This window comes from Rhizobium sp. No.120, assembly GCF_054558365.1.
In genome coordinates this window covers 211,942-234,530 of sequence record NZ_BAAJNQ010000003.1, presented here as the reverse complement: position 1 = coordinate 234,530, position 22,589 = coordinate 211,942, and the positions used below count along the sequence as shown (strand labels likewise).

Annotated in this window: 21 protein-coding genes and 1 tRNA gene; 14 read left to right on the top strand and 8 right to left on the bottom strand. The window is 59.2% G+C overall.

The window, feature by feature from the left end:
* Positions 1 to 97: 97 nt before the first annotated feature.
* The 4 genes from serS to ACYJRZ_RS11815 all read left to right on the top strand — a co-directional run bounded on the left by serS (position 98) and on the right by ACYJRZ_RS11815 (position 4,679).
* Complete coding sequence (gene serS / locus ACYJRZ_RS11830) at positions 98 to 1,381, top strand: serine--tRNA ligase (protein WP_459459128.1); 1,284 nt, start codon at positions 98 to 100, stop codon at positions 1,379 to 1,381.
* A 14-nt stretch (positions 1,382 to 1,395) separates the two neighbouring features.
* Complete coding sequence (gene surE, locus ACYJRZ_RS11825; protein ID WP_459459127.1) at positions 1,396 to 2,160, top strand: 5'/3'-nucleotidase SurE; 765 nt, start codon at positions 1,396 to 1,398, stop codon at positions 2,158 to 2,160.
* A 4-nt stretch (positions 2,161 to 2,164) separates the two neighbouring features.
* Positions 2,165 to 2,818, top strand: coding sequence for a protein-L-isoaspartate(D-aspartate) O-methyltransferase (locus tag ACYJRZ_RS11820; RefSeq protein ID WP_459459126.1), 654 nt, complete (start codon positions 2,165 to 2,167; stop codon positions 2,816 to 2,818).
* A gap of 169 nt (positions 2,819 to 2,987) precedes the next feature.
* Positions 2,988 to 4,679 (top strand): peptidoglycan DD-metalloendopeptidase family protein, encoded by a 1,692-nt coding sequence (locus tag ACYJRZ_RS11815; protein WP_459459125.1) that lies wholly within the window; start codon positions 2,988 to 2,990, stop codon positions 4,677 to 4,679.
* Between the two features lie 71 nt (positions 4,680 to 4,750).
* Here the strand turns inward: ACYJRZ_RS11815 and ACYJRZ_RS11810 are convergent, their stop codons facing one another.
* Positions 4,751 to 5,623 (bottom strand): ATP-binding protein, encoded by an 873-nt coding sequence (locus ACYJRZ_RS11810; RefSeq protein WP_459459124.1) that lies wholly within the window; start codon positions 5,621 to 5,623, stop codon positions 4,751 to 4,753.
* 206 nt (positions 5,624 to 5,829) lie between these two features.
* On the opposite strand from ACYJRZ_RS11810, the gene yajC reads away from it, so the two are divergent.
* From yajC to ACYJRZ_RS11785, 5 genes are all read left to right on the top strand, one after another.
* Complete coding sequence (gene yajC, locus ACYJRZ_RS11805) at positions 5,830 to 6,177, top strand: preprotein translocase subunit YajC (protein WP_459459123.1); 348 nt, start codon at positions 5,830 to 5,832, stop codon at positions 6,175 to 6,177.
* 156 nt (positions 6,178 to 6,333) lie between these two features.
* Positions 6,334 to 8,877 carry a protein translocase subunit SecDF gene (gene secDF / locus ACYJRZ_RS11800; RefSeq protein ID WP_459459122.1) on the top strand — a complete coding sequence of 848 codons (2,544 nt, stop codon included), beginning with the start codon at positions 6,334 to 6,336 and terminating at the stop codon, positions 8,875 to 8,877.
* Positions 8,878 to 8,881: 4 nt separating this feature from the next.
* Positions 8,882 to 9,268 (top strand): Mth938-like domain-containing protein, encoded by a 387-nt coding sequence (locus ACYJRZ_RS11795; RefSeq protein ID WP_459459121.1) that lies wholly within the window; start codon positions 8,882 to 8,884, stop codon positions 9,266 to 9,268.
* A 17-nt stretch (positions 9,269 to 9,285) separates the two neighbouring features.
* Entirely contained in the window at positions 9,286 to 10,146 is an 861-nt protein-coding gene (locus tag ACYJRZ_RS11790) for a phytoene/squalene synthase family protein (protein ID WP_459459120.1), read from the top strand.
* Between the two features lie 75 nt (positions 10,147 to 10,221).
* Positions 10,222 to 10,683 (top strand): hypothetical protein, encoded by a 462-nt coding sequence (locus ACYJRZ_RS11785; RefSeq protein ID WP_459459119.1) that lies wholly within the window; start codon positions 10,222 to 10,224, stop codon positions 10,681 to 10,683.
* Positions 10,684 to 10,805: 122 nt separating this feature from the next.
* Here ACYJRZ_RS11785 and trmFO read toward each other — a convergent pair whose 3' ends face one another.
* The 3 genes from trmFO to ACYJRZ_RS11770 all read right to left on the bottom strand — a co-directional run bounded on the left by trmFO (position 10,806) and on the right by ACYJRZ_RS11770 (position 12,947).
* A complete protein-coding gene (gene trmFO, locus ACYJRZ_RS11780; RefSeq protein WP_459459118.1) occupies positions 10,806 to 12,242 on the bottom strand; it encodes a methylenetetrahydrofolate--tRNA-(uracil(54)-C(5))-methyltransferase (FADH(2)-oxidizing) TrmFO in 1,437 nt (478 codons plus the stop codon).
* A 109-nt stretch (positions 12,243 to 12,351) separates the two neighbouring features.
* A complete protein-coding gene (locus tag ACYJRZ_RS11775) occupies positions 12,352 to 12,495 on the bottom strand; it encodes a DUF1127 domain-containing protein (RefSeq protein WP_069611985.1) in 144 nt (47 codons plus the stop codon).
* A 305-nt stretch (positions 12,496 to 12,800) separates the two neighbouring features.
* Positions 12,801 to 12,947, bottom strand: a complete 147-nt coding sequence (locus tag ACYJRZ_RS11770) for a DUF1127 domain-containing protein (RefSeq protein ID WP_081615319.1) — start codon at positions 12,945 to 12,947, stop codon at positions 12,801 to 12,803.
* A gap of 870 nt (positions 12,948 to 13,817) precedes the next feature.
* Between ACYJRZ_RS11770 and ACYJRZ_RS11765 the strand changes: the two genes are divergently transcribed.
* The 5 genes from ACYJRZ_RS11765 (at position 13,818) to ACYJRZ_RS11745 (ending at position 18,479) form a co-directional block, all read left to right on the top strand.
* Positions 13,818 to 14,957, top strand: coding sequence for a DUF2157 domain-containing protein (locus ACYJRZ_RS11765; protein WP_459459117.1), 1,140 nt, complete (start codon positions 13,818 to 13,820; stop codon positions 14,955 to 14,957).
* Positions 14,954 to 15,568: a GDYXXLXY domain-containing protein gene (locus ACYJRZ_RS11760; protein ID WP_459459116.1), complete on the top strand. Its 615-nt coding sequence runs from the start codon at positions 14,954 to 14,956 to the stop codon at positions 15,566 to 15,568. The genes ACYJRZ_RS11765 and ACYJRZ_RS11760 overlap by 4 nt, the downstream gene beginning before the upstream one ends.
* A 145-nt stretch (positions 15,569 to 15,713) precedes the next feature.
* A tRNA-Leu gene (locus ACYJRZ_RS11755) sits at positions 15,714 to 15,798 on the top strand.
* Between the two features lie 279 nt (positions 15,799 to 16,077).
* Positions 16,078 to 17,568: a trigger factor gene (gene tig / locus ACYJRZ_RS11750; protein ID WP_459459115.1), complete on the top strand. Its 1,491-nt coding sequence runs from the start codon at positions 16,078 to 16,080 to the stop codon at positions 17,566 to 17,568.
* 221 nt (positions 17,569 to 17,789) lie between these two features.
* The gene (locus ACYJRZ_RS11745) at positions 17,790 to 18,479 is read left to right on the top strand and encodes an HAD family hydrolase (RefSeq protein ID WP_459459114.1); all 690 of its coding nucleotides are present in this window, start codon (positions 17,790 to 17,792) and stop codon (positions 18,477 to 18,479) included.
* A 40-nt stretch (positions 18,480 to 18,519) separates the two neighbouring features.
* Here ACYJRZ_RS11745 and sthA read toward each other — a convergent pair whose 3' ends face one another.
* From sthA to map, 4 genes are all read right to left on the bottom strand, one after another.
* Positions 18,520 to 19,923 carry a Si-specific NAD(P)(+) transhydrogenase gene (gene sthA / locus ACYJRZ_RS11740; protein WP_459459113.1) on the bottom strand — a complete coding sequence of 468 codons (1,404 nt, stop codon included), beginning with the start codon at positions 19,921 to 19,923 and terminating at the stop codon, positions 18,520 to 18,522.
* A 109-nt stretch (positions 19,924 to 20,032) separates the two neighbouring features.
* Entirely contained in the window at positions 20,033 to 20,629 is a 597-nt protein-coding gene (locus ACYJRZ_RS11735) for a dual specificity protein phosphatase family protein (protein WP_459459112.1), read from the bottom strand.
* A 262-nt stretch (positions 20,630 to 20,891) separates the two neighbouring features.
* Entirely contained in the window at positions 20,892 to 21,749 is an 858-nt protein-coding gene (gene radC, locus ACYJRZ_RS11730) for a RadC family protein (protein WP_459459111.1), read from the bottom strand.
* A 3-nt stretch (positions 21,750 to 21,752) separates the two neighbouring features.
* The gene (gene map, locus ACYJRZ_RS11725; protein ID WP_459459110.1) at positions 21,753 to 22,589 is read right to left on the bottom strand and encodes a type I methionyl aminopeptidase; all 837 of its coding nucleotides are present in this window, start codon (positions 22,587 to 22,589) and stop codon (positions 21,753 to 21,755) included.

Here is a 22,589-nt window from a genome sequence, read left to right as displayed (position 1 = left end):
GCGGAAGGCTCAGCCTCGTTTCCCTGCCATTGCCGTTTCGACCTCCGACCGAGACCTCGGTCGGAGTTATACTCATGTCAAACGACCTGGAACGAAGATGCTTGATATCAGATGGATTCGTGAGAATGCCGAAGCTTTCGATGCAGCGCTTGCAAAGCGCGGTGCGGAGCCTCAGTCGCAAAGCCTCATCGCGCTCGATGAGAAGCGCCGCTCCGTCATTCAGTCCGTCCAGGACATGCAGTCCCGCCGCAATGCCGCTTCCAAGGAAATCGGCGCGGCAATGGCGCAGAAAAACAGCGAGCTTGCCGAAAAGCTGAAGGCGGAAGTTGCCGACCTCAAAGTCTCGCTTCCGGCTGCGGAAGAAGAAGAGCGTACGCTCACCGCCGAGCTTAATGATGCATTGGCGCGCATTCCGAACATCCCGCTCGAGGACGTGCCCGTCGGCAAGGACGAGCACGACAACGTCGTCAAGCATGCCTGGGGCGCCAAGCCGACCTGGAACCATCAGCCGAAAGAGCATTTCGATATCGGCGAAGCCCTCGGCTACATGGATTTCGAGCGAGCTGCCAAGCTTTCCGGTTCGCGCTTTACGGTGCTGACCTCTCAGCTTGCTCGGCTTGAGCGCGCTCTTGGTCAGTTCATGCTCGATCTCCACACCAGCGAGCATGGCTATACCGAAGTCAGCGCACCGCTGATGGTACGCGACGAGGCGATGTTCGGAACCGGTCAGCTGCCGAAATTTGCCGAGGATTCGTTTAGAACCACGGATGGTCGCTGGCTGATCCCGACGGCGGAGGTTTCGCTGACCAATCTTGTTTCCGGCGAAATCCTTGATCAAGAGAAGCTGCCGCTGCGCTTCACGGCTCTGACGCCGTCCTTCCGTTCGGAAGCAGGCTCTGCCGGTCGCGACACGCGCGGCATGCTTCGTCAGCACCAGTTCTGGAAGTGCGAGCTCGTGTCGATCACCGATGCGGAAAGCTCCGTTGCCGAACATGAGCGGATGACGGCTTGCGCGGAAGAGGTGCTGAAGCGCCTCGGCCTGCATTATCGTGTCATGACGCTCTCGACCGGCGATATGGGCTTTGGCGCCCGCAAGACCTACGACCTCGAAGTCTGGCTGCCGGGGCAGGATACCTATCGCGAGATTTCGTCCTGCTCCGTCTGCGGTGATTTCCAGGCACGGCGCATGAATGCCCGCTATCGCGGCAAGGACGACAAGAACACCAGGTTCGTTCACACGCTGAACGGTTCCGGTACGGCGGTCGGCCGCTGCCTCATCGCGGTGCTTGAGAATTATCTCAATGCCGATGGCTCGGTCACTGTCCCCGACGCACTCCTGCCATATATGGGTGGTCTGAAGAGGATCGAAAAAGCAGCATAATTGGGGGGTGGGCGATGCGTATTCTTCTGACCAATGATGACGGCATTCATGCCGAAGGTCTGGCGGCATTGGAGCGTATCGCCCGCACTCTGTCCGATGATGTCTGGGTCGTGGCGCCCGAGACGGATCAGAGCGGTCTTGCCCACTCATTGAGCCTTTCCGAACCTTTGCGCATGCGCAAGGTTTCCGAGAAGCATTATGCTCTCAGGGGAACGCCGACGGACTGCGTCATCATGGCGATCCGCCAGGTGATGGACAACAAGCCGGATCTCGTGCTCTCCGGAGTCAATTCCGGTTCGAACGTCGCCGACGACGTCACCTATTCCGGCACCATCGCCGGTGCCATCGAGGGCACGCTGCAAGGTGTGCGCTCTTTTGCTTTGAGCCAGGCCTATCTCTATGAAAACGGTGCGCGTGTCGTACCTTGGGACGTCGCTGAAACGCATGCGCCTGCCTTGCTCGGCAAGCTGATGACTATCGATCTGCCCGATGGCACCTTCCTCAATCTGAACTTTCCCAATTGCCGCCCCGACGAGGTGGATGGCGTGGAAGTGACGGCACAGGGCAATCTTGCCTTCAACGTGCAGGTCGAGGAGCGGGCCGATGGCCGTGGCTTCCCTTATTATTGGCTTCGCTTCGGCGAGCGAAACGGTATCTTCCGTCCGGGGACTGATATTCAGGCGTTGAAACAAAATCGTATTTCGGTAACGCCTTTGAAACTCGATTTGACGGATTATTCGGCGCAAGACCGCGTGGCGCGGGCGCTCGGTATGGAGTAGCGGATTGACACCTCGTTTGGTGGAAAAGGAAGGCTTTGCGGCCGTGGTGTTGCGGCTGCGAGCAGAGGGCATTTTGGACATCGACCTGATGACGGCGGTCGAGCAGACGCCGCGCATACCTTTCGTGCCGGTGCAGTTTGCCGATGATGCCTATTCCAGCCGGACGATCCCGATCGATTGCGGTGCCTTCATGGAAGGCATCGATTTGGTGGTGCGTATTCTTCATAGTCTGAAGATCAAGCCGGGCCACCGCGTGCTCGAGATCGGCACGGGCAGCGGTTTCACCGCCGCCGTCATGGGGCGGATCGTCGAGCGCGTGCTTACGGTCGATCGCTACAAGACGCTGACGACATCGGCGCAGCAGCGCATGGATGCGCTTGGCCTGCGCAATGTCATCATCCGCCAGGCGGACGGCAGCGCCGGTCTCCCGGGCGAGGGCACCTTCGACCGCATACTGGTCACCGCAGCTTTTACCACGATGCCGCGCTTCTATGCCGAACAGCTGGTGTCCGGCGGCTCGATGATAGCCCCGCTTATCGTCGATGAGCATACGTGTCGCCTGGTGCGCCTGACGAAGACGGGAAGCCGATTCGAGCGCGAAGAATTATTCGACGTTCCCTACCAGCCCATCGTGCCCATGCTCGCCTCCTATCTTTGAGCTCAATTCGGGCTGACGCCCCTGTGAAACGGGCGCAATGACGCCGTTTCATTTTCTATGGTTAGCAATTCCTCAAAAAAACACATGCGACACCAGTGCTTTAACCGCATGGTAAGATTAACGCGCTTTAATCGACCCATAATCGGTTGCGTCTTAAGTGGGTCGAGTCATGGGTTTCAGTCTTTCTTCAAACGTCAGCAAATCGGCAGGGAAAGTCCTGGTGGCCGTTCTTCTGGCGAGTACTGCCACAGCTTGCAGTTCGGACACGACCCGCTTCAGCGGTCTCTTCAACAAGACGGACAATGTGACGACCGGTTCGATCAACCGTCGCAGCCTAAGTGGTCCGAACGGCGATCCCGTGCCGCGGGCCGACGTTGCTCAGGCCGGCGGCTACGGCCAGGAGGATTACTCGCAGCAGACCGCGCCGGTGTCGCAACCATACCCGAACTCTCCGGCTCGCTATAATCCGTCCTATTCCAGCGCACGGGCTTCGACCGCCCCCGTTGCAATTCAGCGCACCGAACTTGCTCCGCCCAGCGCGTCCGCCAGTGCCGGTCGTCCTCGTGCGGTATCTCAGGGGCAAGCCGAAGCGCTCGCGCAGCCGTTCCCCTCGTCGCGCGGCAATGGTTCCCGTGCCGCGCCCGCACTTGCTCCCGATACGATGTCGACCGGCACGATCAAGGCCGCCGCCGCGCAGCAGATGTCTCCCGGCTGGACGACGGTCAATGCGCCGAGCGTGACGTTGCATCAGGGTGAAAATATCGCACTGCTGTCGCGCCGCTATGGCGTTCCAGAAAAGGAAATTCTGCGTGCGAACGGCCTGCGCAATGGTGTCGCCGCCCAACCCGGCCAGCAGATCATCATTCCGACGATGAATGGGGCGGGTGTCTCGGGTCCGGCCAAGATGGCCTCTGAAGCGACGGACTTGTCCAAGGGCGGCAAGATGCCCGGCCCGGTCAAGGCGCCGCAGCAGGAAGCTCTTGCGCTGCCTTCCGGCAATCAAATACGCGGCAAGTCCCAGGCTGGGCTTGCTGATCCCAACAAGCTCGCTGCTGGCAATGGCAAGGGCCCGGCACCGAAGGGCACTTATGTCGTCAAGCCGGGTGACTCCCTGGCGAGGATCGCCAAGGAAAGCGGTGTCACTGTCGCTGAACTGAAGCGTGCGAACAACATGCAGGCTGGCGACAGCATTCGCATCGGCCAGGCACTCGCGTTGCCGCATGGGGGCGTCGCTGCTGCGGATCCGGTCAAGACCGCTTCGATCGAGCCGCAGAAGGCATCGGTCAAGCCGGGCGCGCTCACCATCGAGCCGAAGCAGGCCGCCGCTGACCCGATCGCCAAGCAGGCGCCCAAAGCGGTTGCGCATGCCGATGCCGCGGCTGATACCTCTGCCAAGCCGAAGGAAGTCGCTTCCGCTTCGCCGAGCCAGTCTATTAACGATGCCGCCAAGTCGGATGCACAGGCCGATGCGCCCGAGGCAACTGGTATCGGCAAGTATCGCTGGCCGGTTCGCGGCGCTGTCGTCGCCGGCTATGGCGCCAACGTCAATGGTAGCCGCAACGACGGCATCGACATCTCTGTTCCCTCGGGGACGCCTATCAAGGCTGCCGAGAACGGTGTCGTTATCTATGCCGGCAACGGCCTGAAGGAGCTCGGAAACACGGTTCTCGTCCGCCACGACGACGGCACGGTTACGGTCTACGGCCACGCCGATGCGCTAAACGTCAGCCGCGGCCAGAAGGTTCAGCGCGGCCAGACGCTGGCGACTTCCGGCATGAGCGGCAATGTCAGCCAGCCACAGCTGCACTTCGAAGTCCGCAAGAATTCGGCTCCGGTCAACCCAATGACGTTCCTTGAATAGGTAATGCGTCTCAAGGACTCTGCAAAAAGCCCGGTTAAAACCGGGCTTTTTGTCGTTTATGGCCTCGAAGATCAGTCGCGATCGAGCATTATGCGCAACCGGCCCGCCAGATCCTGGATATATTGCCAGGCGACACGGCCGGAGCGGGCGCCGCGGGTCGTCGCCCATTCAAGGGCTTCGTGATGCATCTGCGCGCGATCGAGATCGAGCTTGAAGTGATCGGCATAGGCGTCGATCATCTGCAGATAGTCTTCCTGGCTGCATTTGTGGAAGCCGAGCCAGAGGCCGAAGCGGTCGGAGAGCGAGACCTTTTCCTCGACTGCCTCCGAAGGATTGATCGCGGTCGATTGTTCGTTTTCCATCATATGGCGCGGCAGCAGGTGCCGACGGTTGGATGTCGCGTAGAAGAGCACATTGTCAGGCCGTCCCTCAACGCCGCCGTCCAAAGCCGCCTTAAGTGACTTATAGGCGGTATCGTCATGATCGAAGGAGAGATCGTCGCAGAAGATGATGATGCGATGCGGTGCGGCCTTCACGATATCGAGCAGCACCGGCAGCGAGGAAATATCTTCGCGATGGACTTCAATCAGCTTCAGCGAGACGCCGGTCGCCCGACGCACATCTTCATGTACCGCCTTGACGAGCGAGGATTTGCCCATGCCGCGCGCGCCCCAGAGCAGCACGTTGTTGGCTGCAAAGCCTTCCGCGAAACGCAGCGTGTTTTCGTGCAGAATATCGCGCACATGATCGACACCGCGGATGAGAGTCAGCGCCACCCGGTTCGGCTGCGGGACGGGCTGCAGATGAAGTCGGGTAGGGGCCCAGACGAAGCAGTCGGCGGCATTCCAGTCGTTGATCGCCGGGGCCGGCCCGGCCAGACGTTCGACAGCGTCGGCAAGGCGACGGACTTCGGCAAGGATCAGGGCGTTTTGGTCTTCAGTCACCGTTTCCTCCTGAATATTGAACAAGAAAGTCGTAAAATGCGCGCGCTGTCTTGCCGGGTATCATGCTCCTTTGGGGGCTGAAAGGCTAACAGGCCGGGAAAACGGTACGGTTGACGGCTGTTTTTGTTGCATTCGCCATACGCGTAACTATATTCCGGCCACCTGACGCGGGGCCCGTACCCGCTCGGAATTCAAGGGAGTTCTCGATGTTTATCACCAACGCATATGCGCAGAGCGCAACAGATTCGGCCGCGAGCGCCTTCGGCGGTTCCGGCTTTGAAATGATCATCCTGTTTGTGCCGCTGATGGTCGTTTGGTATTTCCTTCTCATCCGCCCGCAGCGCGCGCAGGCGAAGAAGCGTGACGAGATCCTGAAGAACATCCGCCGCGGCGATCAGATCGTCACCAGCGGCATCGTCGGCAAGGTCACGAAGGTCGTCGATGAAAAGGAACTGGAAGTCGAGATCGCCGAAGGCGTGCGCATCCGCGTTGTCCGCAGCGCCATTTCCGAGGTTCGCGTCAAGGGCGAGCCCGTCAAGGCGGACGCCGCGTAAGGCTCCCCGAAGGGCGGCTCCAGCCGCCGCTGTGCGTCTTCGAAATTCGAGATCGACTTTCTTGAAGGACTGTGCACAAATTCAAGATGTTACTGCGCCCTTTGCATTTTCCGTCGAAAGAGGGGCGCGGTAGGGAAGCCCTAATTCGAGAGAGCGATGCTGCACGTCTCCTGGTGGAAGACCGCCCTGATCTGGTTCGTCGTTCTCTTGAGCGTGCTTCTGGCCGCTCCCAATCTGTTTGGCGAGCGCGCGCTCTCATCCCTTCCGGCATGGTGGGCACATCGGAAGATCGAGCTAGGCCTCGATCTTCGCGGTGGCTCGCATCTGCTGCTGAAGATCGAACGGGGTGAAGTCGAGAAAGATCGCCTGGAAAGCGTTGTCGGCGATATCGCGACGCGGTTGCGTACCGTCAATGTCGGCTATTCGGGTCTGACCGGCACCGGCCGCAAGATCCAGCTTCGCATCAATGATCCCGCGCAGGTCCAGACGGCCTTGACGGCATTGCAGCCGTTGACATCAGGACCGGGCCAGCCGTCCGTGGTTCTGTCTCAGGGTGACAGCGGGGCGCTGACACTCGATATCACCGATGCCGACATCAATAACCATGTGTCGGCTGCGATCGCTCGTGCGATGAAAGTCATCCGCGCCCGTATCGCACAGCTCGGCGTAGGCGAACCCATAATCCGCCCGCAACGAGGTGACCGCATCGGCGTGCAGGTGCCGGATCTTACCGATGCGCAGCGGCTGAAAAACCTTCTCGGCCAGCCCGCCAAACTCAGCTTCCGCCTGATCGATCAGTCGATGTCGGTCCAGGACGCCATGGACAAGCAGCCGCCGGCCGGATCCGATGTGCTGTTTTCCGAAGACGATCCGCCCGCCGGTTATCTGGTGCAACGGCAGCCGCTGCTCTCGAACATCGATTTTTCCGATGCCGTCGCGGTCGTCGACAATCAGAAAGGCGAGGGCACGGTCTCCGTCAAGCTGACGCAGGAGGCGACCCATCGCTTTGCCCAATCGACGGCCAGCAATCTCGGTAAGATTATCGTCGTCGTGCTTGACGATCAGGTCATCTCTGCGGCCTCCCTGAAGACTGTCATCGCAACGGGCGAGATCGACGTTCCCGGAGATTTCACCGCCCGGGGCGCGCAGGATCTGACCGTCATGATCAAGAGCGGACCATTGCCGGCGACACTGACGACGGTCGAGGAGCGCACGATTCAGCCGGGTCTTGGTGGAGAGACGGCGCGTTATGGCCTGATTGCCTGCATCGCTGCCGCCGTCTTCGTTGCTACCTTGATGATCGGCTTCTATCGCCTGCTCGGCGTCATCGCGACCATCGCGCTCGTCATCAACATGATCATGGTGGCAGCGCTCATGGGGCTGCTCGGCATCACCCTGACCTTGCCTGGCGTTGCCGCGATCGTTCTCATCATCGGCATCGGCCTCGATGCGCTGGTGCTGATCTACGAGCGTGTGCGCGAGGAGGAGAAGAAGACTCATCTTCTCGTCGATGCGCTGTATCACGGCTTCAACCGGGCGGCTGCGACGGTCGCCGATGCCAATCTGACAGTGTTGATCGTTGCCGCCATTCTCTTCTACGCAAGTACTGGCGCGGTGCGCGGCTTTGCCGCGACTCTGATGGTCGGCGTTATCTCGACCTTCTTCACCTCCTGCTTCGTCACGCGGTCGCTGGTGAATATGTGGATTTCACGCCGCAAGCCGCGCACTTTGCTGGTTGGCGTGCGCAGCGGCATTTTCGACAATGCCAATATCCGCTTCATGGGGATCCGCCGCTATACGTTTACGGTCTCCGCTGCTCTGTCCGTCGCCACACTCATTGCCTTTGCGACGGTCGGAATGCATCTCGGCATCGATTTTGCCGGCGGATCGATCATCGAGGTCCGCGCCAAGCAGGGCGTTGCCGACGTAGCGGATATTCAGAGGCATCTTGAGGCCGTCGTGCCCGGCGATGTGCGCGTCGAGCGGCTGGCTGATCGACTTGGCGCCGTGATTCGCGTCCATTCGCAGGACGGTGGCGAGAATGCCGAACAATCGGCCGTTTCTCTCGTGCAGGACGAACTGGGCAAGACCTATAATTTCTCTCGCGTCGAGGTGGTCGGCCCAGCGGTATCGGGCGAAAGCACCACTACTGCCTCCTTAGCCGTCCTGGCGGCGCTGGCAGCAATTCTGATCTATATCTGGCTTCGATTCGAATGGCAGTTCGCGGTCGGTGCGATCATCGCGACGCTGCACGACGTTATCCTGACGCTCGGCCTCTTCGTGCTATCAGGCATGGAATTCAACATGACCGGCATTGCCGCGATCCTGACCATCGTCGGCTATTCGCTGAACGACACGGTTGTTGTCTATGACCGCATGCGCGAAAATCTGAAGCGCTATTCGCAGATGCCGCTGCCGATTCTGATCGATGCTTCCATCAATCAGACACTATCTCGTACCATCCTGACATCGGCGACTACGCTTCTGGCGCTACTCGCCCTCTACATCTTCGGCGGCGAGGTGATCCGTGCCTTCACCTTCGTCCTGCTTTTCGGTGTCGCTGTCGGCACTTTCTCGTCGATTTATATTGCGGCGCCCGTGCTGATCCTGTTCAAGCTGCGTCCGGATAAGTTCCAGACCGGCGGCGAAAGCAATGGACCCGCGGCCGGCGATATCCAGTCAGGCAAACCAGCGGTGTGATACAGTGGCTAAAGGTATAGAAATCCGAAACGCGCATTTCCCCGGACGCGCACCGATCGACGCTTACGGAAATGGTGGTTTCCGTTTTGCCGACATGTCGCATCGCGGTTCGCTGCTGTGCCTGCCTTCCGGCATCTACGGCTGGGACATGCTGCAGGGCGATGCGCTGACGCCGGATCGCTTCCAGAAGATTCTCGATGAAGCCGCCGAGATCGAAGTGCTGCTTGTCGGCACCGGCATGGAGCTGCGCCCCCTGCCGGCCGAGCTGAAGGCTGCCCTGCGCGCGAAGCAGATTTCCTCCGACCCTATGAGTACCGGGGCCGCTGTGCGCACGTTCAATATCATGCTTTCCGAATCGCGTGCCGTGGCCGCGGCGCTGATCGCTGTTTGATCTGCGGATCCAAAAGCATGACGATAACAGCCGCGCCCCGCAGCAACCGGGACATCTGCCTTGCCACACTTCGCGACACGGATCGCGATCGCTATCTCGCCTGCCTGTTGGCGCCGGAGGAGAAACGTCCTGCGCTGGCCGCACTCTATGCCTTCAACGCTGAGTTGGCGCGCGTGCGCGATCTGGTGCATGAGCCGCTGCCTGGCGAAGTACGCATGCAATACTGGCGCGATCTTCTCGAAGGGCAATCTCACGGATCGAGCGAAGCCAATCCTCTGGCCTCCGAGCTTCTGACCGCGATCGAAGAGTATCGTTTGCCGCGCCAGACGCTGATCGACATGATCGATGCGCGCATCTTCGATCTCTACGATGACCCGTTGGAAAGCCGCAGCAGCCTCGAAGGCTATGCCGGCGAGACTGCGTCTGCTCTCATCCAGCTTGCAAGCCTGGTCTTGTCCGCCGACGAGGCGAAGCGCTCCGCCGATGCCGCCGGCCATGCGGGCGTTGCTCAGGCAATCGCCGGCTTGCTGCTTCTGATGCCGCTTAATCGCCATCGCGGCCAGGTGTACCTTCCGTTGGAGATACTCTCGGCGACAGGGCTAGATCGCGACAGTTTTCTCGCCGGTGAAGACAAGCCGCGCATTTCGGCAGCGGTCGAAGCCTTTGCCGGTCTTGGTCGCGAGCATCTCGCCAAGGCGAGGGCAGCAGGCCCTGTCCCGCAGGCGGTATTCCCCGCCTTTCTGCCTGTTACCTTGGCCGAGCCTGTCCTGCAGAAGGCACAGAAGCTTGGCGCCGGCATCTTCGATCAATCCCTAGTACTGCCGCAATGGCGCCGGCAGCTGCGCATGGCAATAGCGTCGATCACAAAGAAAATCTAAAATACACCAAGCTCGCACAAGTCTCGGCGTCTATTGAGATGGCGGCACTTGATTTGCATTTCAGGGGGATTTGCCGTGGGTATTGTCGTCTGGTGCATACTGTTTGCTATCGTCGTCTTCATTGCTTATTACGCGACGCGCATGGCGTCGCAGAACAAGGAAGACGGCCTGCACGATACCGGCCTTGCCATTCTGGAATTCGGTCGCGCCTTTCCCGCCGAAGCAATCCGCCAATTGCAAGCGACCTCAGACGGACAGGCAGTCTTCGTGCGTCTGCATGATGGCAAAGCCGGTTTCATGCGCAACGTGCGCAATCATTTCAGTGTCCATCTGATCGAACCGGGCAGGGCGCGTGCCAAGATTTCGGCAACCGGCCGTGGGCTGACGGTCGATTTTCTGGATGTTCCGCATCACAACGCCACGTTCGAGTTCAAGACGCCAACGGAAGCTGCGGAGGTTTCGCTCTGGCTGCTCGGCAATTACGTTGCCGGAGAAGACGCGAAGCTCGAGCACCACCCGCCGCCGGCAACGAGCTGAAGATCATGAAAGTCCGTCAGAACGTTTGCGCTTTTCTTTGAATCGCGAAAACGCTCTATCCTTTTGTGTTTATGCAATTCTGCGCGGAAGCCGCTTCGCACTTTTCCTGGAATTGCTTCAGGTCAGGCGCTTTCCGCGAATACGGGTGCCGGCACGCCAAGCCAGCTAGCGCAATCGGCAAGCGCACGTTTGGCGATCAGCTGACGCTTCATGATGGTCTTGTCCTTGCCGCGAAAGCGCTTGACGCCTTCCGGCTTGACGATCGACCCCGGCTCCAGCTCCGGGAAAAGCCCGAAATTGATATTCATCGGTTGGAAGGAGCGTTTGCCCGGCTCCTCGTCCGAGACGATATGGCCGCCGGTGATGTGGTTCAGCAGCGAGCCGAGCGCTGTCGTATCTGGCGGCAGCAAGGGCGCTTCACCCTTGCGCTCCGCTGCCGCGAAGCGGCCGGCAAGCAGGCCGATGCTGGCGCTTTCGACATAGCCTTCGCAGCCTGTGATCTGGCCGGCGAAACGCAAGCCCGGTCGCGACTTCAAGACCAGCGAGCGGTCGAGCAGGGTCGGGGAATTGATGTAGGTATTGCGGTGTAAGCCGCCGAGGCGGGCGAATTCCGCGTTTTCGAGACCGGGAATCAGGCGGAAGATCTCTGCCTGCGCGCCATACTTCAGCTTCGTCTGGAAGCCGACCATATTGTAGAGCGTGCCGAGCGCATTGTCCTGACGCAGTTGCACGACGGCATAGGCCTTGACCGTGGGATTATGGGCATTGGTGAGCCCCATCGGCTTCATCGGCCCGTGGCGCAGCGTCTCACGCCCGCGCTCTGCCATCACCTCGATCGGCAGGCAGCCATCGAAATAGGGCGTGCCTTCCCATTCCTTGAAGCCGACGGCATCGCCGGCGATCAGCGCATCGACGAAGGCATTGTATTGGGCTTCGTCCATCGGGCAGTTGATATAATCCTTGCCATTGCCGCCGGGACCGACCTTGTCGTAGCGCGATTGATACCAGCAGACATCCATATTGATGCTATCACGATAGACGATCGGCGCGATGGCGTCGAAGAAGGCGAGCGCATCCGCCCCGGTTTCTGCCTGGATGGCGCTGGCAAGCCCCGGTGCGGTCAGCGGTCCGGTGGCGATGATCGCCTGATCCCATTCCTTGGGCGGCAGCCCCTGGATTTCCTCGCGGACGACGGTGATCAGCGGGTGACCATGCACTGCCTGCGTGACGGCGGCAGAAAAGCCGTCGCGATCGACGGCAAGCGCACCACCGGCCGGCACCTGGTGCTTGTCCGCACATGCCATGATGAGAGAGCCCGCCATGCGCATTTCCGCATGGATGACGCCGACGGCATTGCTGGTGGCATCGTCGGAGCGGAACGAGTTGGAGCACACCAGCTCGGCAAGATCGTCCGTCTTGTGCGCTTCGGTGCCGCGCACGCCGCGCATTTCATGCAGGATGACGGGCACGCCGGCATTGGCGATCTGCCACGCGGCTTCCGAGCCAGCGAGGCCGCCACCGATGACGTGGATGGGGGAGTGGGAAGTGATCTGTGTCATGCGCGCGTCATTATCACGGGCAGGCCGGCGATCCAATTGATTTGCTGAGAGCTGGAATCAAAAACGGCGCCGAAAGGCGCCGTCTTGGGCAGACTGCAGTTCGTTCCTATTAACGGAAAGAACGAGCAGCGATGTTGCGGATTTCGTAGCGGCTGACGCCGATGTCCGAAAGGGTCTGGCTGGAGAGGTTGCCAAGTTCGTTCAGAGTGCGGCGGTAGCTGATCCAGTTCTTTGCAATGCGAATCGGGTTCATGATCTTTTCCTCGGTATCTTGTTTGCGGGCGATACGATTACCGCCTCAGCGCTTGCACTCTATATAGGCGCTAAGAGGCTGATTGTGCAGTGCAAAGAAGATGCGTCTGCTATGCATTTGTGCAATATGACGCCCAAAAAGCAGTCGATGCTCAAAATTTGTGTGCCTTGCAGATAAGGAATAGCTCGCGGCGGTGTCGGTTATGCTGCGCTTGCTCAGTCGATAGGCAAAAAAGAACGCCCGCCGCGGAGGTCCGCAACGGGCGTTGAGAAGGCTTTCGCTGTTGGGCGAAGCCTATCCGGCGATTAACGGCCGGTGGCTTCGCGGGCAACGCGATGGATGTCGGCGCGGTCGATGCCGAGGTCGTGCAGTTCACGAGCGCTCATGCGGCCGAGTTCGTTAACGGTCTGACGATACTTGCGCCAGTTGTTGAAAGAGCGGGTCAGGTTCATTGTAGTCCCTTTCGAGGATCAAGGAATCGAGCGGTTCCGTGATTGGTTCCGTCGTCGATCTAATGGATTTAAATATATGCTGCGCCGCGAAAACTAAAAGCGCGAAAGCTTCATGTCACCTATGCATAATGCGCAAGTCTTATAGACGCTTTGCCTAAGATGATGGCTGCTTTATGTGCATATCGCGGCTGAAACTGGTCTGTCGCTAGAAATCAATTCCGCGCCAGTGTCAGCCATTCCGGAGCGTTTGCCACGAGCCGCCCGCTTTTAGCCGTCTTTTCGCCAGCCGTGCTGTTTTGGAGTGGCAGATGTTGCCGCGAACTGCCGTGTGGCGGTTCAGAAATGAGCTTGAGACTCTTGCCATACTGGCAATGCCATCTGATGGCCGAATGGGCGTCTAGGCAGCGCAAACCGATTTAGTGAGGATAAAAATAACGCCCACCGCGGGAGGAGGATGCGGCGGGCGTCATTTGAGATGATTGACGACTGGGAGGAGGAGTGTCGTCAATCTATCGGAGCGCACTGGGAGGAGGAGTGTGCGGCCCCGAATATTATGTCGGGATACTATCCCCAGGCTTGGTCCGATCTCTATCGGTCCGGCGCGCCACCGCCGTCTTGTTGCTTGATAAATAGTATGACTTTTCGAATTTGTGCAGCGCAATAATCTCATGGGAGACATGAGCTGCGCGCATATCTTTAATCGGTATCTCTTTACCGGCCGTCAAAATACTGCATGATCCCTTAATTCCGTATTAACATGGCACATATTCCCGTGAGCCGAAGCCTCTGCCGGAACGGCTCTGCTCACATCGATTGCACGGCGATTTGTGCTAACTCTGTCACGAGCAGAATCGCAGCGAGGGAGCGGGTATGTACAGGGGCAGGCTGGAGCGGGATCTGAAGATCTGGATCGACAAGGGCCTGGTCGACGCGGGGACGGCGAAAGCCATCCTCAGCGAGTATGACGGCCGCCGGACGAGCTTCAGCGCCGGCCGGGTGCTGACCATCATCGCTGCCGTGCTTCTCGGTCTTGCCATCCTGCTGTTCATCTCCGCAAACTGGGAGGCCCTTCCGAGAGTTGCCCGTCTGTTGGGGCTGGTTGCGATGATATGGGCCTTCTACCTCGCGGCGGCATATTTGTTAGTTCAGGGTCGCTCCATCGTCGCTGCCGCAATGTTGATTCTCGGCACATTAAGTTTCGGTGGCGCCATGGCGCTGGTCGGCCAGATGTACAATCTGTCGGGTGACGAGCTCAGAATGATGCTCGTCTGGTTCGCCGCTGCCTGCATAGTCGCGGCGTTGTTTCGCTCCTCGGCGCAAGTCGGGCTCGCCGGTTTTCTGGCCTGGGCATTTTGTGGCGGCTATCTCTGGGGGCATTTCGACGAATGGTATGGGATCATGCCCTGGATGCCGCTTCTGATGGCTGCGGTCCTGATTGCGCTTATCCGCTATGTCGACGCGCCGATGGCTCGGCATTTGGCCTATCTCATGCTCGTGGGCTGGCTGACATGGCTCTTTGGCCGTCATGAGGGATTGAATAACGCGATCCTGTTTGCCGCTCTCGGCATGGCGGCGTTTCTCGTCGTCAGCGTCCCCGCGTCGCCGTTGGTGCCTTTTGCCCGCACGGCCGGCGCCGCGCCTACTTTCTACACGTTTCTGGTTGCATCGATCGGCTTCTTTCTTATCCATGCCGAAATCAGCAACGGTTCCTTTGAGAATAATGTCTGGGTTGAAGACAAATTGCCGCTCGTCATTGTCGCGGCAGCGACGCTTGCCAGCGCGGTGATCGCCATCGCGCTCAGCGGCCGCGACAATGGTGCGGTACGCTATCTCGCCTATTTCGTCTTTGCCTGCGAAATTCTCTATCTCGCAGGCGAGACGATAGGCTCGATCATCGGCACGGCAGGCTTTTTCCTCGTAGCCGGCGTGCTTGTGGCGATTGCCGCCTGGCTGGTCATCCAACTGGAACGGCGCTTTTCCGATAATAGCGGACAGGGGACGCGGGCATGACAGATACCGCTGAAAAGAGTCCGGCCGTTGGCTCCAGCCGCCTTTGGATCGCAGCCATAGTCGTGGCCGCGCTGCAGACGGCAGTTCTTGGCTATATGGTCGGCGAGCGGGCCTGGGGCCTGCGGAGCGGCGTTGAGATTCTCTTGAAGACGGCGCCGGTCGATCCGCGCGATCTTCTGCGCGGCGACTACGTGACCTTGAACTACGACATCTCGCGGGTTCCGATCTCGACATTGGTCGACGGACCACCGAAAGCAAGCCGAAGCGCGGCGATCCTGTCCGTTCGGCTGAAGAAACAGGATGATGGTTATTGGGGTGTCGTCGAATCATCTTTTGGAGCACTCGATCCGAAGCCTGACACGGTCGTGCTCAAAAGCTTGCCTTACGACTATGTTTTCTATGGCGATGCAGCCGATCAATCCCAAGCGATGATCGGCGTCACCTATGGCATCGAACGCTATTACGTGCCTGAAGGGCAGGGCCGCGATATCGAGAGTGCCCGCAACGCCAATCGCGTCGCCATCGCAGCGCGCGTATCTTCCGACGGCGTTGCCCATATCAGAAGCCTGCTTCTCGACGGCAAATCCGTCTATGAGGAGCCGCTTTACTGACGATATCTGCGCCAATGACTCCGATAAGCTTCGGGCGTTGTCGCGGAGCCGTCATTTTTCCTTTGCGTGGTTTGAAACGGGTGATATAGAGACGCCGCGCTCCGGAAGGCCCCATGGGCAGGCATCGCCATGCGGTTTTGGGAACGCGGGTATGGTGAAATTGGTAGACACGCCAGATTTAGGTTCTGGTGCCGCAAGGCGTGGGAGTTCAAGTCTCTCTACCCGCACCAACACTGTCTTGTGGACGGGGGGAGGCTGACCAAGCCTGTCTCCCAATATGCCGCAGGACGCGCCATCTTGCCCAAAGCATCCCGCTTTCGATGAGGAAGTGGAGAAGATGTTTTGGCTCGTGACGGGATAGAGCCGCCTTTTGCGCGTTCGACTGAATGCGCGGCGCTCTTGCAAGGTGGAAGAGAATTGCATCCAAGCCACGCTCGGGATTTTCCGGCGTCGTGCTCATCGAAACGAACGGCTGTCTGGGCACGGCCGCCATGAATGAAGGTAGGACAATGCAGGTTATCGAAACGCTCGCTGAAGGGCTGAAGCGCGAAATCAAGGTGGTCATCCCGGCCAAGGACATGGAAGTGCGCATGAACGAGCGCCTGGCCGAGGTCAAGGACAAGGTCCGCATCAACGGCTTCCGTCCGGGCAAGGTTCCGGTCTCGCACCTGAAGAAGGTCTACGGCAAGTCGATCATGGCTGATCTCGTCAACGAAATCGTTCGTGACCAGCCGCCGGCGATCCTGACCGAGCGCGGCGAGAAGTCGGCCACTCAGCCGGAAATCGCGATGACGGAAGACCAGGATGAGGCCGAAAAGATCCTCTCTGCTCAAGCCGATTTCGAATTCACGCTGTCTTACGAAGTCATCCCGGCGATCGAACTGAAACCGGTCAACGGCATCAAGGTCACTCGCGAAGTCGCCGAGATCGGCGAAGACGAAGTGACCGAGCAGATCCTCAAGATCGCTGAAAGCGCCCGCAGCTACGAGACCAAGAAGGGCAAGGCTGCCAATGGCGACCGCGTCACCATCGATTACCTCGGCAAGGTCGATGGCGTTGCCTTCGACGGCGGCAAGGACGAAGACGCACAGCTCGTTCTCGGCTCCAACCGCTTCATCCCGGGCTTCGAAGAGCAGCTCGTTGGCCTTAAGGCTGGCGATGAGAAGGTCATCACCGTAACCTTCCCGGCCGACTATCCGGCCAAGAACCTCGCCGGCAAGGAAGCGACCTTTGACATCAACGTGAAGGAAGTTGCAGCTCCCGGCGAAATCGAAATCAACGACGAACTCGCTTCCAAGCTCGGCATCGAATCCGCCGATCGCCTGAAGGAGATCGTTCGCGGCCAGATCGAAAGCCAGTACGGCTCGGTTACCCGCCAGAAGGTCAAGCGTCAGATCCTCGACCAGCTCGACGAAATGTATCAGTTCGACACGCCGCAGAAGCTCGTCGAGGCTGAATTCGCCAGCATCTGGCGCCAGATCGAAACCGACCTCAGCGAATCCGGCAAGACCTTCGAAGACGAAGATACCACCGAAGAGAAGGCTCGCGAGGAATACCGCAAGCTCGCCGAGCGTCGCGTTCGCCTCGGCCTCGTTCTCTCCGAAATCGGCGAAAAGGCCGGCGTCGAAGTCAGCGAAGACGAACTGCAGCGTGCTCTCTACGCACAACTCCAGCAGTTCCCGGGCCAGGAAAAGGAAATCCTGGAATTCTTCCGCAAGACGCCGGGCGCTTCCGCCAACCTGCGCGCCCCGATCTTTGAAGAAAAGGTCATCGACCACCTGCTGACCGAGGTCAACGTCACGGACAAGACCGTTTCCAAGGAAACGCTGCTGGCTGACGACGAAGAAGAAGACAAGCCGTCCGCCAAGAAGGCTGCTCCGAAGAAGAAGGCTGCTGCCAAGGCTGAAGCGACTGAAGCTGCCGCCGAAGGCGAAGAAGCTGCGGCTCCGAAGAAGAAGGCCGCTCCGAAGAAGAAGGCTGCTGAAGACAGCGCCGAGTAATCGGCTTTTCTTCCGGACTGAAAGTAGGCCCTGCCGTTCGCGGCAGGGCTTTTTTGTGCCGATATCATGGAAGTTTTCTGACACCTCGACTTCGCCGATATTGCCTGGTCTAGCCCGCTATCGCCTTTGCGGTTCAGGCGGCGCTCGTAGCCTAATCCGATCGTTTGCCATAGACACTTGTCATTAGAGTCGTAGGCTCTATCCGAGGCGTGGTACGATGAATGACGAAGGGGTCGACCTTGATTGAAGCGGCGATATTTGACCTTGATGAGACGCTTATCGACCGGCGCGCCGCCCTCCTGGCATTCCTGCCGGATCAATTCGAACGGTTTGAAGATCAACTGGAGGACGTCACCTTTCAGAATTTTCAGGCAACCTTCTTTGCTTTGGAGAAGGAAGGCCTCGTGGACAAACAAAAGCTCTATCCGCGACTGGCGGCTGCTCTCGGTGTGAGCGATGATTGCGGGGCTTTGTTGCTTTCCGATTTTCAACGGCGTTACCCACATTTCGCACGGCCGTCGCTAGGTGCCCTGGAAATGCTTGTCGCGCTGCGCGAGCATGGTTTGAAGACGGCCATCATCAGCAATGGCCATAGCGACGTTCAATCCGCAAAAATTGAGATCACCGGACTGAGAGATTTCGTTGACCGCGTTGTCATTTCGGAGGATGTCGGCCTACGGAAGCCGGATGCGAGAATTTTTCAGCTTGCCGCTGAACGGCTGGGCGTCACCCCGGCAAGCTGCATTTTTGTCGGCGACAATCCAGAGGCCGATGTCAGGGGCGCGGAGGTGGCGGGAATGCGAGGCGTCTTCTACGCTGCTGGCACATCTTGGCCGGACACGCTGCCATCCCCGAAATACAGCATCGGTTCTTTCGCCGAAGTCCTGCCTCTGATCGAAGCTCTTGCGTGAGGCCTATTGGCCTCACTTAACGTGAATTTCACAGACGCGCTCAAATCTCCGACTTGATATCGCCCATGCGGTTCCAGGCATCGAGGCCGGCGATCTTGTAGGCTTCGGCAAGCGTCGGATAGTTGAAGGTGTTTTCGACGAAATATTCGACGGTGCCCTTGAGGTTCAGCACGGCTTGGCCGATATGCACGAGCTCTGTTGCACCTTCGCCGACAATGTGAACGCCGAGCAGGCGGCGAGTCTTCAGCGAAAAGATCATCTTTAGAAGACCGGTATCGAGGCCCATGATGTGGCCGCGCGACGTCTCGCGAAAGCGGGCGATGCCGCATTCATAGGGGATATGCCGCTCCTTGACCTCTTCTTCGGAAAGGCCGCAGGTGGAAATCTCCGGCACGGCATAGATGCCGTAGGGGAAGTATTTCGGCGGCTCCTTGGCGATCGCGCCAACGGCGACGCGCGCGGCAATGCGGCCCTGTTCCATCGACGTGGAGGCAAGGCTCGGGAAACCGACGACATCGCCGGCGGCAAAGATATGCGGAACCTTAGTGGCAAAGGTTTCCGGATTGACGTTCAGGCGGCCACGCGCATCGGCCTCGAGGCCGGCAGCGGCAAGATTGAGCGTGTCGGTGGCACCCATGCGACCCGCGGCGAAAAGAACCATGTCGGTGGTGATGCGGCGGCCATTGTCGAGCGTCACTTCGACTTTGCCGTTCTGCCGCTCCACCTTCTCGGCCTTTTGGCCGAGCAGCAGCTTCATGTTGCGATCGCGCAGCTGATAGGTGAAATCTTCGACGATCTCTTTGTCGATGAAATCGAGCATGGTGGATTTCGGATCGATCAGCGTCACCTGCGTGTCGAGAGCGCTGAAGATGGTGGCGTATTCGATGCCGATGACGCCGGCGCCGATGACGACCATCGATCGAGGCAGGTCTTCGATTTCGAGCAATTCATCGCTGTCGAGAACTGTCTTATTGTCAAAGGGCATATAATCGGGGCGGAAAGGCTTGGTGCCGACTGCAAGCAGGATGCTGGCGGCGGACACGGTAACCACCTCGCCATCATCCTTGACGATCTGCATCGTCTGCGGATCGACGAAGCTTGCCTTGCCTCTGATGTGCTGGACGCGATTGCGCGCGAATTGATGCTCAAGCACTTCGACCTCGTGGTCGAGAGTGATTAGCAGGCGGCGGCGCAGGTCTTCGGCGCTGATTTCCTGTTTGACGCGGTAGGCGCGGCCGTAGAAGCCGCGTTCGCGCCAGCCGGAAAGGTTGAGCGCCGTTTCGCGCAGTGTCTTGGAGGGAATGGTGCCGGTGTGGACCGAGACGCCGCCGACCCGCTTGCCTTGCTCGACGACGAGCACCTTCTTGCCGAGTTTGGCGGCCTGAATAGCGCCTCTGCGGCCGGCAGGGCCGCTACCCACGACTAGGAGATCGAATTGGTCCATCGGGAAGCCTCGGATGACTGGAATAGGGAATCAATGTCGCAATGCAACATGCACTCCGTCAACCGGTAGCGGCTCAATGTTACAGATTATCTAACGGGAAGTATGGCGCTCACGATGCCGAAAGGCCGAGCCAGGGTTCCAGCTTCTCGAAGGTACGATCCATGGCATAGGCGCGGGTGAAAGAGAACGGCAGGTGACCATAGATGATCGACATCTGGCCCTCTGCAGTAGCCTCGCTGGTTTTGGCAATGGCAGCTAGGTAAAGTGCCGAGGCTAGGCCCGTTCTGTCGGCTCCGGCCTGGCAATGAATGAGGATCGGCTTCGGCGCATTCCGCATGATGTCGACAAGCTGCGCCGCCTGCTCCTGTGTCAGCTCACGGCCCGAAGACATATGGAAATCGATATGGTCGATGTTGAGCGCTTTCGCCTCGGCGACTTCTGTATCATACCAACCATGCCCGCTATTGTCGCCACGCAGGTTGATAATGGTCTTGATGCCATATTGCTTCTGAAACTCGGCGATATTGCTGGCCGATGGCTGCGATGAGCGGTAGAGCTCGCCGGCGATGACCGGATGGAAATTCGTCGTCCAGAGCATATGAGCATAGAAGCCGCCGGCGATTGCCGCGAAACCGATCGAAGCAACGAACGCGCCACGGCCAAGACGGCGAAGGCGCGAGGCAAATGTCGGTGATGTCTTCTGCATGCGATCTCCGGATCGGGCCGACCACTGAGACGGATTGGTCAAATCAAAACAGCAGCTTCCGCCAGCAGGCTCGTCGTCGGAATAGCCACGATCCTTCTGCCAGATGATCCTGACGCTGAACTGAAAAATAGTAACTGGCTGGGGCCGACGATTCACAGCCGCTTCGAAGAGTTGGAAGAGTTGGGTGAATTAAAAAAGTTTAATTATATCAAACTATTGCATGGTATTTTTTAATAAAAATCTTAGGAGAATTCGGCTGATTTCAAATCAGCCGTAATGCGCGGAAGCTGACGTGGCCGTTTTTTCCAATGATAACATGGTCGTGAACCGTGATGCCCAAGGGCTTGGCGGTATCGATGATGGTCTTGGTCATGTCGATATCGGCGCGGGACGGAGTTGGATCTCCCGACGGGTGATTGTGAACCAGAATCACTGCCGAGGCGGAGAGTTCGAGTGCGCGTTTGACGACCTCGCGCGGATAGACCGGCGTATGATCGATGGTGCCGAACCCCTGTACTTCATCTGCGATCAAAGCGTTGCGCTTGTCGAGAAACAGCAGGCGGAATTGCTCGCGTGCTTCGTGCGCCATGGCAGCATGACAATAATCGACGAGCGCCTTCCAGGAGGAGAGTACCGGCTTGCCCGTCAATTCGCTCTTCAGCATGCGCTGTGCGACGCTTGCGACGAGCTTCAGGTCGAGGGCGACGGCATCGCCGACGCCGCTGACCTCGGTCAAGAGGCTGACCGGCGCGCCGAACACGCCGCCAAGCGTGCCGAAGCGGGCGAGCAGGGCCTTGGCGATCGGTTTCGTGTCGCGGCGCGGAATCAGGCGGAAAAGCAGGAGTTCAAGGACTTCGTAGTCTGCCAATGCCCCATCGCCGCCGTCGCGATAGCGATTGCGCAACCGTTCGCGGTGACCGTGATAATGGGCTTCGACGTTGGCTGGCACGGATTTGACTATCGGGGCGGATTTCGAGGTCTGCGGGGCGGGCTTGGCAGCCTGTTGCGGGAAGAATAGCCGCTCGTTGAGTAGCGGCGCATCTTCCAACGCCTCCGTCTTCCCGCCTCTATCGAGGGGCATGTCACCATGTCCATTGGAAGAAGCGGGCCGTTTTGCCATGAATTATCCCTGCAGCGGCGGCAGGCCGGGGCGGTCTAGGCCGCCGGGCGACAAGGTGAAGATCTCGCAGCCCGTCGCGGTCACGCCGACCGTATGCTCATATTGTGCCGAGAGCGAACGGTCGCGGGTGACGGCTGTCCAGCCATCTCCGAGGACTTTCACATGCGGTTTGCCGAGATTGATCATCGGCTCGATGGTGAAGATCATACCTTCGCGCAGTTCCGGGCCGTCGTTGACCCGGCCGTAATGCAAGATATTTGGCGAGTCATGGAAGAGGCTGCCGACTCCATGGCCGCAGAAGTCGCGCACGACCGAGCAGCGCTCGCCTTCGGCGTAGGTCTGGATCGCCTCACCGATGGCGCCCGTGCGGGCACCCGGACGAACGGCGGCAATGCCACGCATCAGAGATTCGTAGGTGACTTCGAGCAGCCGCTCGGCCGAGCGCTTGATTTCGCCGACCGGATACATGCGGCTGGAATCGCCATGCCAGCCATCGAGCACATAGGTCACGTCGATATTGACGATATCGCCTTCGCGCAGCGGCTTGTCGTTCGGAATGCCGTGGCAGACGACATGGTTGATCGACGTGCAGGAGGATTTCATATAGCCGCGATAATTCAGCGTCGCCGGATAGGCGCCGTGATCCATGCCGAATTCGAAGACGAAACGGTCGATGACATCGGTGGGCACGCCGGGCGCGACGATCGCGGCGAGTTCATCGAGGCAGCGGGCGGTCAGCTGGCACGCCTTGCGCATTCCGGCAAAGGCATCCTCTCCGTAGATGCGGATAGCACCCGTATTCTTCGCCGGCGCCGTTGCCGCTTCGATGTAATTCACCAT